The 13,933-nt window shown below is 72.2% G+C and carries 18 protein-coding genes; 12 read left to right on the forward strand and 6 right to left on the reverse strand.

All coding sequences use genetic code 11. The features are described from left to right. Position 1 precedes the first annotated feature (1 nt). The 10 genes from D6B71_RS00965 (at position 2) to D6B71_RS01010 (ending at position 8,576) form a co-directional block, all read left to right on the forward strand. Complete coding sequence (locus D6B71_RS00965; protein WP_121251114.1) at positions 2 to 1,174, forward strand: MCE family protein; 1,173 nt, start codon at positions 2 to 4, stop codon at positions 1,172 to 1,174. A gap of 20 nt (positions 1,175 to 1,194) precedes the next feature. Next, a complete protein-coding gene (locus D6B71_RS00970; RefSeq protein ID WP_240640911.1) occupies positions 1,195 to 2,382 on the forward strand; it encodes an MCE family protein in 1,188 nt (395 codons plus the stop codon). Continuing rightward, a complete protein-coding gene (locus tag D6B71_RS00975; protein WP_121251116.1) occupies positions 2,379 to 3,644 on the forward strand; it encodes an MlaD family protein in 1,266 nt (421 codons plus the stop codon). The genes D6B71_RS00970 and D6B71_RS00975 overlap by 4 nt, the downstream gene beginning before the upstream one ends. Next, entirely contained in the window at positions 3,641 to 4,216 is a 576-nt protein-coding gene (locus tag D6B71_RS00980; protein ID WP_121251118.1) for a hypothetical protein, read from the forward strand. Before D6B71_RS00975 ends, D6B71_RS00980 begins: the two co-directional genes overlap by 4 nt. Before the next feature lie 47 nt (positions 4,217 to 4,263). Next, complete coding sequence (locus D6B71_RS00985; protein ID WP_126688169.1) at positions 4,264 to 5,055, forward strand: hypothetical protein; 792 nt, start codon at positions 4,264 to 4,266, stop codon at positions 5,053 to 5,055. Positions 5,056 to 5,155: 100 nt separating this feature from the next. Further along, on the forward strand, positions 5,156 to 6,151 hold the full coding sequence (locus D6B71_RS00990; RefSeq protein ID WP_121251122.1) for an NAD(P)/FAD-dependent oxidoreductase: 996 nt from the start codon (positions 5,156 to 5,158) through the stop codon (positions 6,149 to 6,151). A 1-nt stretch (position 6,152) separates the two neighbouring features. Continuing rightward, entirely contained in the window at positions 6,153 to 6,620 is a 468-nt protein-coding gene (locus D6B71_RS00995; RefSeq protein WP_121251124.1) for a pyridoxamine 5'-phosphate oxidase family protein, read from the forward strand. A 56-nt stretch (positions 6,621 to 6,676) separates the two neighbouring features. Beyond that, positions 6,677 to 6,868: a ferredoxin gene (locus D6B71_RS01000; RefSeq protein WP_121251126.1), complete on the forward strand. Its 192-nt coding sequence runs from the start codon at positions 6,677 to 6,679 to the stop codon at positions 6,866 to 6,868. A 7-nt stretch (positions 6,869 to 6,875) separates the two neighbouring features. Beyond that, a complete protein-coding gene (locus D6B71_RS01005; protein WP_121251128.1) occupies positions 6,876 to 7,781 on the forward strand; it encodes a 3-oxoacyl-ACP reductase in 906 nt (301 codons plus the stop codon). 15 nt (positions 7,782 to 7,796) lie between these two features. Further along, positions 7,797 to 8,576: an SDR family NAD(P)-dependent oxidoreductase gene (locus D6B71_RS01010; RefSeq protein WP_121251130.1), complete on the forward strand. Its 780-nt coding sequence runs from the start codon at positions 7,797 to 7,799 to the stop codon at positions 8,574 to 8,576. An 18-nt stretch (positions 8,577 to 8,594) separates the two neighbouring features. Here D6B71_RS01010 and D6B71_RS01015 read toward each other — a convergent pair whose 3' ends face one another. Both D6B71_RS01015 and D6B71_RS23695 read right to left on the reverse strand, forming a co-directional pair. Continuing rightward, positions 8,595 to 9,095 carry a hypothetical protein gene (locus tag D6B71_RS01015; protein ID WP_121251132.1) on the reverse strand — a complete coding sequence of 167 codons (501 nt, stop codon included), beginning with the start codon at positions 9,093 to 9,095 and terminating at the stop codon, positions 8,595 to 8,597. A 136-nt stretch (positions 9,096 to 9,231) separates the two neighbouring features. Continuing rightward, positions 9,232 to 9,582, reverse strand: coding sequence for a DUF6518 family protein (locus D6B71_RS23695; protein ID WP_338036778.1), 351 nt, complete (start codon positions 9,580 to 9,582; stop codon positions 9,232 to 9,234). Between the two features lie 145 nt (positions 9,583 to 9,727). Here D6B71_RS23695 and D6B71_RS01025 point away from each other — a divergent pair, with 145 nt between their 5' ends. Next, positions 9,728 to 10,423, forward strand: a complete 696-nt coding sequence (locus D6B71_RS01025; protein ID WP_126688170.1) for a DUF222 domain-containing protein — start codon at positions 9,728 to 9,730, stop codon at positions 10,421 to 10,423. A 141-nt stretch (positions 10,424 to 10,564) separates the two neighbouring features. On the opposite strand, the gene D6B71_RS23700 is transcribed toward D6B71_RS01025, so the two are convergent. Then, the gene (locus D6B71_RS23700; protein WP_276310975.1) at positions 10,565 to 10,693 is read right to left on the reverse strand and encodes a hypothetical protein; all 129 of its coding nucleotides are present in this window, start codon (positions 10,691 to 10,693) and stop codon (positions 10,565 to 10,567) included. Positions 10,694 to 10,699: 6 nt separating this feature from the next. Between D6B71_RS23700 and D6B71_RS01030 the strand changes: the two genes are divergently transcribed. Further along, positions 10,700 to 11,164: a hypothetical protein gene (locus D6B71_RS01030; protein WP_126688171.1), complete on the forward strand. Its 465-nt coding sequence runs from the start codon at positions 10,700 to 10,702 to the stop codon at positions 11,162 to 11,164. 28 nt (positions 11,165 to 11,192) lie between these two features. On the opposite strand, the gene D6B71_RS01035 is transcribed toward D6B71_RS01030, so the two are convergent. Genes D6B71_RS01035 through D6B71_RS01045 form a run of 3 tightly spaced genes read right to left on the reverse strand, consistent with a single transcriptional unit; the run spans position 11,193 to position 13,687 of the window. Continuing rightward, positions 11,193 to 11,867, reverse strand: a complete 675-nt coding sequence (locus tag D6B71_RS01035; protein ID WP_121251140.1) for a histidine phosphatase family protein — start codon at positions 11,865 to 11,867, stop codon at positions 11,193 to 11,195. 26 nt (positions 11,868 to 11,893) lie between these two features. Continuing rightward, positions 11,894 to 13,066: a hypothetical protein gene (locus D6B71_RS01040; RefSeq protein ID WP_126688172.1), complete on the reverse strand. Its 1,173-nt coding sequence runs from the start codon at positions 13,064 to 13,066 to the stop codon at positions 11,894 to 11,896. A gap of 36 nt (positions 13,067 to 13,102) precedes the next feature. Beyond that, on the reverse strand, positions 13,103 to 13,687 hold the full coding sequence (locus D6B71_RS01045; RefSeq protein ID WP_240640912.1) for a TetR family transcriptional regulator: 585 nt from the start codon (positions 13,685 to 13,687) through the stop codon (positions 13,103 to 13,105). Positions 13,688 to 13,933 lie beyond the last annotated feature (246 nt).

Raw genomic sequence — 13,933 nt, forward strand, 5'->3', positions numbered from 1 at the left:
GATGGCACGACTCTCGCTCTCACCGCGCGCGGCCGTCTTCGGCGTCGCGCTGCTGCTGCTGGTCGCCGCCGGCTTCGTCGTCCTCGACGACGACGCCGAGACCAAGAGCGTCACCGCCCACTTCTCGCGGGCGGTGAGCATCTATCCCGAGTCCGAGGTCCGCATCCTCGGGGTCCCCGTCGGCCGGGTCACCGCGGTGGTGCCGGAAGGGGAGTCGGTCCGGGTCGAGATGGAGTACGACGCCTCGTACGACGTGCCGGCCGACGCGAAGGCGGTCATCGTCACCCCGACGCTGGTGGCCGACCGGTTCGTCCAGCTGACCCCCGTGTACACCGAGGGCAAGGTGATGGCCGACGGCGCCGACATCCCCCTCGAGGAGACCGGGACGCCCGTCGAGTTGGACCGCATCTACGAGAGCCTGTCGACACTGTCGAACGCCCTCGGCCCCGAGGGGGCGAACCGCCACGGGGCCCTCGACGCCCTGCTCGGCGCCGGCGCCGAGGCGCTCGAGGGTCAGGGGTCGACCGCCAACCAGATGATCCGCGACCTCTCCGCGGCCGCCACGACCTTCGGCGACCACAGCGGCGACCTGTTCGCCACGGTCCGTCAGCTGGGCCGGTTCACCCGCACGCTGGCCCGCAACGACCGGGTGGTCAACGCCTTCCTGGGCGACCTCGGTCGGGCGTCGGCGCAGCTGAGTGCCGAGCGGCAGGAGCTCGGCGCGATGCTCGACGCGCTGGCCCGGACCGTGGGCACCGTCCGGGCGTTCGTGCGAGACCACCGCAAGGCCCTGACCGGCGAGGTGGAGGACCTCACCGTCGTGCTCGACGAGCTGGTCGCCGAGCAGGAGTCGCTGACGACCGCCATCGAGAAGGGCCCGCTCGGCCTCGGCAACCTGGCGCTGGGCTTCGACGTCAAGACCGGCTCCCAGAACGCCCGCATCCAGGTCGGGCCGAACGTCGAGGACATCGACGGCTTCCTGTGTGCGCTGGTGCAGAACGCCGGGGTGCCCCGGGCCGGGGTCGTCTGCGACCTGTTCGAGGCGCTGCTGGAGCCGCTGGGCCTGCGGCTGCCCGACCTCGGTGCCCGGGCGCCGGCCGACACCGCCCGCCTGCCGGGCGAGGCGGTCCCGGCCGAGACGCTGCGCGAGCTGCTGGGGGGTGCCTCGCGATGACCTCGTGGACGATGCGAGGGGTGAGCCGGAGGGCGACGTTGCGGCGTCCGTTCGGCGCGGTGCTCGGGCTCGGTCTGGCGGCGACGACGCTGAGCGCCTGCGACTTCGACGGCGCCTACGACCTGCCGCTGCCCGGTGGGCCGGTCGACGGCGAGGAGACGTTCACGGTCACCGCGAGCTTCGACGACGTGCTGAACGTCGTGCCGATGTCGCCGGTGATGGTCAGCGACGTCACGGTCGGCGAGGTCGCCGAGGTCGACCGCGACGGGTGGCAGGCCACGGTCGTGCTGCGCATCCGCGAGGACATCGAGCTGCCCGACAACGCCGTCGCCGAGATCCGCCAGACCAGCCTGCTGGGCGAGAAGTTCATCGCGCTCGAGCCGCCCGCCGGGGAGCCGGTGGGACGGCTCGGACCCGGCGACCACCTCGAGCTGTCCGAGACCGGCCGCAACCCCGAGGTGGAGGAGGTGCTCGGCGCCCTGTCGTTCCTGCTCAGCGGTGGCGGCGTCGGCCAGATCAAGCAGATCAGCGACGAGGTCAACAACCTGATGAGCGGGCGCACCGACGACATCCGCAACCTGCTCGGCGAGCTGGAGCTGCTGGTCGGCACCCTGGACGAGCAGAAGGGCGACATCATCACCGCGATGGAGTCGCTCAACAGCCTGGCCCGCACCCTCAACCGCGAGTCCGACGTGATCGGGGAGGCCATCGACGCCACCGGACCGGCGTTGAAGGTGCTCAACCAGCAGCACCGCCAACTGGTCGGCATGCTCGACGAGCTGGACCGGCTGGGCCGGGTCGGCACCCGCGTCATCAACGGCACCAAGGAGGACCTGCTGGCCTCGCTGGCCCACCTGCAGCCGATCCTGGCCAAGCTCAACGAGACCGGCGAGTCGCTGCCGCGCGGACTCTCGCTGCTTCTCAGCTTCCCGTTCCCCGAGGAGGCGATGGAGATCGCCAAGGGCGACTACGCCAACGCGAAGTTCGCCCTCGACGTCTCCCTCGAGGGGCTCACCCAGATCCTCGAGCCCGGCCCCGGCCACGACGGGCCGATCATCGACCTGCCCGACATCCCCGGCCTCCCCGAGCTGCCCGACATCGGGCTCCCGGGCCTGCCGGGGCTGCCCCGGGCGGGCCAGCCGGGCCGGCGTGGGACAGGTGGCCAGGTCGGCACCGGAGGCGGCCTGCTCGGGAAGGGGTTCGGATGAGTCGCGGCGTACGCGTCCGGCTGGTGGCCTTCGTGCTGCTCGCCGGCATCGGCATCGTCTACGTGACCGGCACCTACCTCGGCCTCGTCGACCGGGTCCTCGGGCGCGGGCTCGAGCTGCAGGCGACCCTGCCCGACTCCGGCGGCCTGTTCGAGGGCAGCGCGGTGACCTATCGCGGGGTCAAGGTCGGCAAGGTCGACGCCATGCACCCCACCGCCGACGGGCTCGAGCTCGACCTGGCGCTGGACGACGGGGCGAGGATCCCGCTCGACTCCCAGATCTTCGTGCACAACCTCTCGGCGGTGGGGGAGCAGTACCTCGACATCGTCCCCGAGGACGACGACGGACCGTACGCCGAGGACGGCGACGTGCTGGTCGGCGACGAAGGCAGCCTGCCGGTGGGGGAGGACGACCTGCTGGTCGACCTCGACGAGCTGGTCTCCTCGGTCGACAAACGGGACCTGAACACCGTGATCTCCGAGCTGGGCCAGGCCTTCGACGAGACCGCGCACCCGCTGCAGCGGCTGATCGACGGCGGCGACCGGTTCCTGACCGCCGCCCTCGAGAACGAGGAGGCGACCTTCGCGCTCCTCGACGACGGACGCACCGTGCTGCGCACCCAGCAGCGCAACGGTGAGAACCTGCGCGGCTTCGCCCGCGACCTGGCCCGGCTCACCTCGGTGCTGCGGGGCAAGGACCCCGAGCTGCGCCAGGTCCTCGAGGGGGGCAGCGCCGCCGTCCGGGAGGTCGACCGGCTGATGCGTGGCCTGGAGCCCACCCTGCCCGTCTTCATCGGCAACCTGGTCACGCTGAACCAGATCGTGGCCACCCGGCTGCCGGCCGTCGAGCAGCTGCTGGTGACGTTCCCGAAGATCGTCGCCAACGGCTTCACCGGCACCCCGGGCGACGGCTACGGGCACATCAACCTGCAGCTCGCGCAGTCGCCTGGCCCCTGCCGCCGCGGCTTCATGCCCAGCAACGAATGGCGGCCCGCCTCCGATCTCAGCGACGGCGAGGTCTTCCCGGCGTACTGCGAGCAGGGCCCGCCCTACAACATGCGCGGCCCGAAGTACGCCCCCTCGTTCGACGGCGGCGGCGCGGCGCGGGTCGCCCCCTACGACCCGGTGACCGGGGTCGTGGACGGATCGGCCGGCGGCGCCCGAGGCTCCGGCGTGGTCGTCGGCAGCCAGGGCGGACTGCAGACCATGTTCGGTGACGACTCGTGGCAGTGGATGCTGCTCGGACCCATGGAGGGATCGTGACGACCGGCGAACCGCAGCTCCCCACCGACCGCGAGCGCCGAGTGCCGTGGGGGCTGGTCAACGGCGTGCTCGGTGCGCTGCTGGTCGGGCTGGTGGCCGCGACCGCGGTCACCGCGGCACGCTCCGACGACGCCCGCGAGGCGGTTCGAGCGGCGGCGACCGACTGGGGCGGCGACGAGCCGAACGCGCTGACCCGGCAGCACCGGGAGGTCACCGAGGCGGCCCGAGCGCTGACCGAGGCCTTCCTCGAGGTCGACTACCGCGACATGCAGCCGCTGATCGACGAGGTGCTGTCGATGGCCACCGGCGACTTCGCGAAGGAGTACGAGCAGCGCGCTCCCGAGCTGATCGAGGCCGCCCGCGAGAACGAGTCGCTCTCGAGCGGCTCGGTGGCCGCGATCGGCGTCGGCGAGATGGACGGCGACTCCGCCCTCGTCTACGTCGCCGCCGACAGCGAGGTCGAGAACGTGACCACCGACGGCACCAAGCAACCGCGGTTCTACCGCCTGCAGCTCGACATGGTGCGTGACGACGGCACCTGGAAGGCCGCCTCCGTGCGGTTCGTGGGGTGAGCATGCGAGACCCAGACCACCCGATCGACCACGGAGGTCAGCGCCCGATGACGCACAGCGGCGCCGGGGGAGCCGGCACCCTCGGCCCGGGGGAGAAGACCTGCCCCTTCTGCGCCGAGACCATCAAGGCCGCCGCGATCCGCTGCCGGTGGTGCCAGGCGGATCTGGAGGAGCCGACCGCGGCGACGCCGGTGTCGGTGGATCCCGAACGCGAGGAGTCCGACCCCGACGAAGCCAGCGAGACCGGGAGTGACCGACGGGGCAGGGGCGAGACCGTCGTGGACGGCGAGCCCCGCCGCCGTTCCCTCGTCGCGGCGCTGCGGAGCCGGCGTACCACCGCCGTGCTGGGCGTGCTCACGCTGCTCGCCGCCGTGCTGGTCGCCCGGATGCTGCTCGACGCACGGGACGAGCCGGCCGTCGCGGAGGGCAACACACCCACCGCCGCGGGGGCGAGCATCAGCACCGACGGCGCCAAGTCCGCCGGGCTGAGCGCGGCGACCGAGGCGGTCGAGACGATCCTCGGCTACCGGCACGACCGGCTCGAGGAGGACATGGAGGCGGCCCGGGCGCTGCTGGACGAGGACATGCGCGCCGAGTACGACGAGACGATGGGCGCCATCGAGGAGCAGACCAAGCGCAACCGCGCGGTCGTGGAGGCCACCGTGGTGGCGGCCTCGGCGATCTCCGCGACCGAGCACGACGTCCGGGCCCTGCTCTTCGTCAACACCACCACCGAGGGCAAGCACCTGCCCCAGGAGCGGATCGACCTGAACCGGGTCGTGGTGTCCCTGCACCGGGACGGTGGCGACTGGGTCGTGACGGACCTCGACGCGCTCTGATATAACGAACTAGAACACGTTTCAGAAATGCCGGGTTCCGGTGGCAACCGGTGCGCGCGCCTCTGGCGCCCGTGGCCCGAGAGAGGGAAGGATCGCCGCCGTGACCTCGCATCCCACTCCCGCGGGCACGGTCGTCGACACCGACCTGCTCGTCGTCGGCGCCGGACCCACCGGCCTGTTCGCCACCTACTACGCCGGCTTCCGCGGCCTCCGGGTCGCGGTGGTCGACTCGCTGCCCGAACTCGGCGGCCAGATCACCGCGATGTACCCCGAGAAGCAGATCCTCGACGTGGCCGGCTTCCCGTCGGTCAAGGGTCGCGACCTGGTTGAGGGGCTGGTCGCCCAGGCGGCCACCGCCCACCCCGACTACCTCCTCGGCCGCACCGCCAGCACCCTCGAGCACGCCGAGGACGCCGTCACGGTCTGCCTCGACGACGGCACCGCCGTGCGGGCCAAGACGGTGCTGATCACCGCCGGCATCGGCAAGTTCAGCCCGCGGCCGCTCCCGGTCGGCGACGAGTGGCTGGGCCGGGGGCTGGAGTTCTTCGTGCCCAGCTTCACGCCCTACGCCGGCAAGGACGTCGTGATCGTCGGCGGCGGTGACAGCGCCTTCGACTGGGCGCTGCACCTAGAGCCGGTGGCGCGCTCGGTGACGCTCGTGCACCGCCGCGACGCGTTCCGCGCGCACCAGCGCACCGTCGACCAGGTCCGGGCCTCCTCGGTCGAGATCCTCACCAAGGCCGAGGTGAGCGCGATCCACGGAGACGCCACCGTCGAGTCCGTCGAGATCACCGTCGACGGCGAGGTCGTGAGCCGGCCCGCCCAGGCGATCGTGGCCGCGCTCGGCTTCGTCGCCGACCTCGGGCCCATCCAGCGCTGGGGCGTCGAGGTGCACAAGCGCCACGTCGTGGTCGAGCCCAGCATGCGCACCAACCTGCCCCGGGTGTTCGCGGCCGGTGACATCACCGACTACCCCGGCAAGGTCCGGCTGATCGCCGTGGGCTTCGGTGAGGCGGCCACCGCGGTCAACAACGCCGCCGTCGTGATCAACCCCGAGGCACACGTGTTCCCGGGCCACTCGAGCGAGGGGAGCTGACATGGCCGGCGGCCGCGACGCGGTGAAGATGAGCGAGGGCGAGATCTCGGCGTTCCTCGACGAGAACCTCAAGGTGCAGGTCGCCAGCGTCGGCAAGGACGGCGCACCCCACCTGTCCACGCTGTTCTACGTCGTCGACGACGGCAACCTCGTGTTCTGGACCTATGCGCGCAGCCAGAAGATCCGCAACCTCGAGCGCGACCCCCGGGTCAGCGCGCTGGTCGAGGACGGCATCGACTACTTCGAGCTGCGCGGGGTCTCGATCACCGGGCGGGCCGAGATCGTCCGCGACTACGACCGGATCCTCGAGCTCGGGTCGCGGGTCGCGGTGCGGATGGTCGGCGCGTCCAGCATGGACGAGCTCGGCGAACTCGGGCGCACGACCGTCGAGAAGCAGGCCACCAAGCGGGTCGCGGTGATCATCCGGCCCGAGCACGTCGCCAGCTGGGACCACCGCAAGATGGTCTGACCGCCCGACGCCGCCGACAGCGGCCACCGACAGCCAACCCCCATGAGGAGGCAACCGTGAAGATCAAGGTCGACTTCGACCTCTGCGAGTCCAATGCGCTGTGCGAGGCGCTGGCTCCCGAGGTGTTCGAGCTGGACGACGACGACTACCTGCAGCTGAAGACCGACGAGACCACACCCGACAACATCGAGAACGTCAAGCGCGCGGTCGCGGCCTGCCCGCGCGCGGCGATCTCCCTGGAGGACTGATCCACCGATGACCAGCACCGACCCCCTCTCGCTGGACGGCCGCGTCGCCGTCGTCACCGGCGCCGGCGCCGGCCTCGGCCGGGCCGAAGCGCTCGCGCTGGCCCGTGCCGGTGCTCGCGTGGTCCTCAACGACCTGCCCGGTGCCGCTGACGAGGCCGCCGAGGAGATCAAGGCCCTGGGCGGCGAGGCGGCCGTGGTCGAGGGCGACGTGGGGGAGCGGGCCACCGCCGACGCGATGGTGGCCGCCGCCGTCGACGGGTTCGGGTCGCTCGACATCGTCGTCAACAACGCCGGCATCACCCGCGACAAGATGCTGTTCAACATGTCCGACGACGAGTGGGACCTCGTCGTCAAGGTGCACCTGCGCGGTCACTTCCTGCTCTCCCGCAACGCCGCGGCGTACTGGCGGGCGCAGTCGAAGGAGGCCGGCGCCCCGGTCTACGGTCGGGTCGTCAACACCGCCTCCGAGGCGTTCCTCGCCGGCCCGCCCGGACAGGCCAACTACGGTGCGGCCAAGGCCGGCATCGCCGCGCTCACCATGTCGACCGCGCGGGCGATGGCCCGCTCTGGCGTGCGGGCCAACGCGATCTGCCCCCGAGCCCGCACCGCGATGACCGCCGACGTCTTCGGCGAGGGCCCCACCGACGGGCTCGACCCCTACTCGCCCGAGCACGTCGCCCCGGTGGTCGCCTACCTCGCCTCCCCCGCCGCCGAGAACATCACCGGCCAGGTGTTCGTCGTCTACGGCGGCATGGTCGCGCTGGTCGCGGCGCCCGTCGTCGAGCAGCGCTTCGACGCCGCCGGCGACACCTGGGACGCCGCCGACCTCGACAAGCAGCTCGGCTCCTACTTCGACGGGCGCGACCTGATGCACGGGTTCTCCGCCGACTCGATCATGCAGCTGACCGTCTGACCCTCGGAGACCACCATGACCGCACAGCAGGGCCGGCTCGCCGGCAAGATCGCCATCGTCACCGGCGGCGCCCAGGGCCAGGGGGCGGAGATCGCGCGACGCTTCGTCGCCGAGGGCGCCCAGGTGGTGATCGCCGACATCGCCAAGGAGCCCGGCCAAGCGCTCGCCGACGAGCTCGACGCGCTGCCGGCCGGCGCGGCGTACTTCACCGAGCACGACGTCAGCGACGAGGCGTCGTGGGTGCGGGTCGTGGAACAGACCGACGAGCGGTTCGGGCCGGTCAGCGTGCTGGCCAACAACGCCGGCATCCTCCGCTTCGGCGAGATCGAGAAGATGTCGGTCGAGGAGTTCGAGCTGGTGTTCCGGGTGAACCAGCTCGGCTGCTTCCTCGGCATGAAGTCGGTGGCCCGCACCATGCGCAAGAACGGCGGCGGCTCGATCATCAACTCCTCCTCGGTCGAGGGGCTGGCCGGCATGCCCGCGTGCGCGGCGTACTCCGCCACCAAGTTCGCGATCCGTGGCATGACCAAGGTGGCGGCGATGGAGCTCGGCCCCAAGGGCATCCGGGTCAACTCGGTGCACCCGGGCATGATCGACACCCCGATGACACGGGTCCACGGCGGCGACGCGGCGATGGAGTTCGGCGCCTCGAAGGTGCCGCTGCGGCGGGTCGGCACGCCGTCCGACATCGCGCCGCTCTACGTCTACCTCGCCAGCGACGAGAGCGCCTACGTCAACGGCGCCGAGATCGCGATCGACGGCGGCGTCACGGCCACCCACGCGTTCGGGGGCTGAGGGCCCCGAACGTCGGAGTCAGCTGAGCCGGATGAGGCCCGCCAGCCGGCGGGCGGTGTCGCCGCGCGGGCCGGGCACCTTGACCAGCCCCGACATGGTGGTCTTGGCCCAGTCGCGCACCGGCCAGGCCACGGCGCAGCGGCGCCCGGCGCGCCGCCGCGAACGGCGGGCGGCGCCCACCTGGAACGCGACCCAGGTCACCGGGACCCCGTCCGGCGGGGTCAGGGTCATCCGGGCGTGGAACACGTCGACCTTGAGCCGGTCCGCCCGCGCCGGTGGCAGATCCTTGGCGCCCGGCAGCCGTCGGGTCTCGAGGCGGGTCACCAGGCGGCGTACCGTGCCCCAGGGCTCGCCCAGGGCGATGAAGACGTCCTGGGCGGTGAGCCGGTAGCCATGGGCGTGCAGCACCGCCGCCTCGCTCGCCGTCACCAGCTCCTCGGGACTGAGCCCGTCGAACGCGGGGGCGAGCAGGTTCTCTCTTCCGTCCCGGCACCGCAAGAAGAGATGTCTCTCGATCATCGTCTCCCTCATCCGGCGCCACCGGCTGGCTCGAGACCGGTACCGCGCCGGGTCTCAGACTAGTGGTGCACCGACGCTGTGCGCAGTGGGTTGCCGGGGCAGTGGGTGTGGGGTTCGTCGCGTGTCGGTCGTCGGTTCAGGCGATCGCGTTGAGCGCGGCGTACCCCAGGCTCAGCACGCCCGTGGCCGCGACAGCACTGAGGACCACCACGGCCGCGGCAGCGGGGGTGCGCAGCCGGACCGCCGTCGCCGTGACCAGGACCGCACCGGCCGCCAGGCACAGGGTCCAGTAGACGGGACTGGTGCTGGAGTCGACCACGGTCAGGCCGTAGATGCCGTCCGCGACCAGCACGCCAGCCAGCGCACCCGCGCCGAGCGCGAGCCCGGTGGTCGAGCGAGCCCGGTGGTCGAGCGAGCCCGGTGGTCGAGCGAGCCCGGTGGTCGAGCCTTCCGATACACCCTGTGGAGACACGCTTGGCTCGAACACGAGTTCGATCTAGAATGGCTGCATGACCACCGCCCCGCCACCCGAGTCCCACGAGGTCTCCGACCTCGACGGTCTCGACGCGCGGGCGACGCTGGCCGCGGCCACCGAGGCAATGACTGCTCGCCGGGCCGCGGAGGTGACCGAGATGCGCCTCGCCGCGCACTGGGCGACGCTGCATGGCGAACCCGTCCGCCAGGCCGTCGATGAGCTCGCCGGTCTGGTGGACCCGATGACCCAACCCGGCGGTGAGGGCACCCCGGAGGTCCGGGATCACTGCATTGCCGAGTTCGGCATGGCCAGGCGCGTCCACGCCGCGACCGCGCGGGCGTTGATCGCCGACACCCTCGACCTGGGCCACCGCCTCCCGGCCACCTGGAGGATCGTGCAAGCCCTGGACTGCGAGCCCTGGGTCGCCCGCCGGGTCGCGGTCATGACCCGCCACCTCCCCGCCGACAAGGTGCCCCTGGTCGACCGGGCCGTCGCGAAAGCCATCGGCAAGGTGGCGCCGGGCAAGGTGTTCGACCTGACCGCCGCGAAGATCATCGAGGCCGACCCCGAAGCCCACACCCGACGGCGCGAACGTGCCCGCCACGAGCGCTACGTCAAGCTCTCCAAGACCGACGAACACGGCTTCCGCCACATCATCGCTCGCGTGACCGCCGGCGATGCGGTCTGGTTCGACGCCCTGGTGGACCGGGTCGCCGACATCCTCGCCCTCGAACACGGCCACAACCCAGCGGCCACCAGTCCGCGACCCGCGCTGACCCGTCCGCTTTCGGTCGGGGGAGCGCAGCGGAGGAGACCGAAACTGACGGGTCAGGGCACGCCCAGCAGACGGTGAGATACCCGCCGGACGGTAACCAACCGGGGGTCTCTACGACCGCCCGCTGCTCGCTCGCCCGCGGGCCGCCCGGCTTACGCGCCGGAGCACCTCGACGCGACCCTGGAGCGCCTCAAGGCGCTGACGACCCGGCAGCTGGCCTCACTCCGCCCCCGCGGCACGGTGTTCGTCCACCTCCACCAAGCCGCCCTCCAACGCCAGGCCGGCCTCGCCCGCGTCGAAGGCCTCGGTCCGATGCTCGCCCAGTGCCTGGCCGAACTGCTCGGCCACGCGGATGTGAAGCTCCAGCCCGTCCTCGACCTCGCCACGAAGCCCCGGGTGGACGCCTACGAGCACCCCGAACGGCTCAAGGACCACACCTGGCTGCTGGCCGGCGGTGACGTCTTCCCCTACTCCACCGCAGCGAGCCGTGACCAGACCGACGCCGACCACATCGTCGCCTACCAGCCAGATGGTCCACCGGGCCAGACCGGCCCCCACAACTCAGCGCCCTTGCGGCGGCGACATCATCGATGGAAGACCCATGGCGACTACCGCGGCCGCGCCGCGGGCCCCGGCCGCTACCTCTGGCAGACCCCCCACGGACTGGCGTTCCTCGTCGACGACCAAGGCACCCGTGCGCTCGACGAAGCCGAGGCCGACCTCATCCTCACCGCACCACCCGGCTTCGACATCCACCCCGAACGTCTCACCGGCGCCCACGTCGAGATCGACCTCACCAGCGGCACCTGGCCCAGCTGACCGTGCCCACGGGGGCGTCGGTGAGCCACTAGTGCGCGGCCTCCTCGGCGCTCTCGCCGGTGACGTCGTGCGCTGACGGGTCCTCGAGGTCGAGGCCTCCGAGCGGCTCGCGCGACCACCCCGCCAGCGACCAGCCCTCGTCCGGGCTGCCCTCGAGCACGCCCATGCCGGTGTTCATGATGTGCAGCTCGGCCGCGACCTCGGGCTCCAGGCTGGTCGCCAGGGCGGTGTAGGCGCGAATCGCCGCGCCGTGGCTGAACACCGCCACGGTGTCGTCGCGGCCATGGCGGGCAGCCAGTGAGCGCACGGCGGCGTCGTAGCGGGAGAAGAACTCGTGACCGGAGCAGCCGCCGGGCATCCGCCGATCCAGGTCGCCGCAGACCCAGTGGCCCACGCAGCCCGCGTAGGCGTGCACCGCCTCGTCGTCGCTGCGCATCTCCAGGTCTGCTGCCGAGATCTCCTCGAGACCGGCCAGCACCGTCAGGTCCAGGCCACGCGCCTCGGCCAGCGGCGCCCCGGTCAGCTGGGTGCGGACCAGGGGCGAGGCGTAGACACCGGCGACCTGCTCGCCCGCGAGCGCAACCGGCACGGCGGCCGCCTGGGCAAGTCCCAGCGGCGTCAGCCCCGCGCCCGGGAAGGCCGTGTCGAGGGCGCCCACGACGTTGTTGGGGGTCTGGCCGTGGCGGATCAGCAGCAGGCGCACGCATCCGAGCCTACGGGCGCCGAGACTCAGCCCCGGGACAGCCCCGGGTGCGGGCCCAGACCAGTGCGGCGACGGACCAGCGCCGCGACCTCCTCGACCACCTCACGAGCCACCGGAGCCTGGTCGCCGATCGGCAGCGAGTCGCCCGGGCGGTCTACGAACACCGCCAGCCGCTGATCGGTGCGCCGGCCACGCACCCGAGGCCGGTCGCCGCCGTAGAAGATCTGCACCTCCAGCAGGCGAAGCCCGGAGTCGCCCCACCACTCCTGGCCTGCGGGCGAGGCGAACCGGTGCATCTCCGCGCGGAACGCGCGGTGGAAGCGCTCGACGCGACGGCTCTCGATCGGACCACCCCCCACGAACGTCACCTCGGGCACCTGCTCGGGGGCCGTGGCCCCCGCGCCCTCGACCACGACGTCGAGGGCCGGCAGCCCTGGATCGCCCGCGGGCACCGGTCGGACGGCGAGGTAGTCCTCCACCGACGCGTGCCACCCGTCCGCATCGCGGGTCAGGCCCACGAGCCCGCCCCGCACCGCGGGGACCCAGTCGTAGGGGACGAGCGACACGTGATCCTTCCCGCTCCAGCGCAGGGACGCGGCCGAGCGCCGGAACCCCTGGCTCGTGCAGAACGCCAGCGCCTCGTCGGACGAGGCCACCACCGTCCCGTCGTCCCGTCGCGCGACGAGGAGGCGCACCCGGCCGTAGCCGTCCGGGGGCAGCCGGAGCTCGGCGTACGCCGTGTGCCGCCGGTCCGGGGACGCCTTCGGTTGCGACGACCAGTGGTACTCCATGCCCCTCTCGACCACGTGGCGTCGGCAGCGCTCGAGCGCCCCGACGTCCCAGCCGCGCGCGGCCGCGAGCCGGCACACCATGCCGTGCATCGCGTCGAGCAGCACCTGCGCCCGGGCCTCGGGGGTGCGGTCGGCGAACGCCGTCGGCACCTGCACGTGTCCGACCTCGAACCCCTCCGGCCCGGGGTCGACGTGCACGGTGGCGCGCACATGGTCCAGCGCCGGCTCGTGGCGGTGGAACAGCCTCAGCTCGCCGACGCGGCTCGGCAGCCCCAGCCCGGCGACGGCCTCGGAGTAGAGCTCGGCGACGGAGCGGCAGCCGCGGATGGCGACATCGGCGACCGGGTCGGCGTCGGTCGGCCGGTCGGCGCGACCCTGCGCCGGCCACGGGTGGACGAGAGAGAGCACGGGCACCTGGTTGCTCCAGCCGGCGGTCGGAGCGGGTCAGCCGCGCAGCAGCAGGCTGACCGCGACCTCCATCTGCTGGGCGGTCTCGGCGGCGGTGGCCCGGCCGGTGACCCAGGCGACCAGCGCCGAGAGCCACACGTCGCCGATCACGCGGGCGATCGCGACGTCCTCGTCGGTGACCGAGTCGCGGTCGGGGTGCATCGCGCGCGTCAGCATGCGGGTCAGCAGCATGCCGACGGCGTGGATCTCCTGCTGTACGGACGCGTCGGCGAACATGAACGCCCGGGTCAGCGCCTCGGTCAGGTGCGGGTCGCCCTGCAGTCCGCGGGTCAGTCGCTTGAGCAGGATGATCACCCGCTCCGCGGTGGTGTCGCCGTCGACCGGCTTGTCGCGCAGCTGCCCCTCGGCGCGCTCGAACTCGCGGCCCAGCGCCGAGACCAGCAGGTGGATCTTGGACGGGAAGTAGCGGTAGAGGGTGCCGAGGGCGACGTCGGCCTGCTCGGCGACCGAGCGCATCTGCACGGCGTCGAACCCACCCTTGGTGGCCAGCACGATCGTCGCGTCGAGGATGCGCTTGCGCCGGTCGCGCTGGGCCGCAGAGCCCAGATCTTCGGCCGTCAAGGAGTTCGCGCTGGTCACCTGTCCCCCAGGGGAGGTAGTCGTCGGGAGGGCCCCGTCGACCACCACCTAGCGGGAGACACCTCCGAGGAGGTCGTCGGGTTGCCATTAGGCTACCAACCGGTGGGGCACAATAGGAACGCGTTCCACCTCGTCCGACCCGGCGTGTCACCGTCCGGAGGCCCCGGCCGGACACGCGCGGATCACGAACCGGTCACGGATCGGATCATCGACCAGTTCCACCGACCA

It is taken from the genome of Nocardioides ferulae (assembly GCF_003660455.1).
GTDB classification, from domain to species: domain Bacteria; phylum Actinomycetota; class Actinomycetes; order Propionibacteriales; family Nocardioidaceae; genus Nocardioides; species Nocardioides ferulae.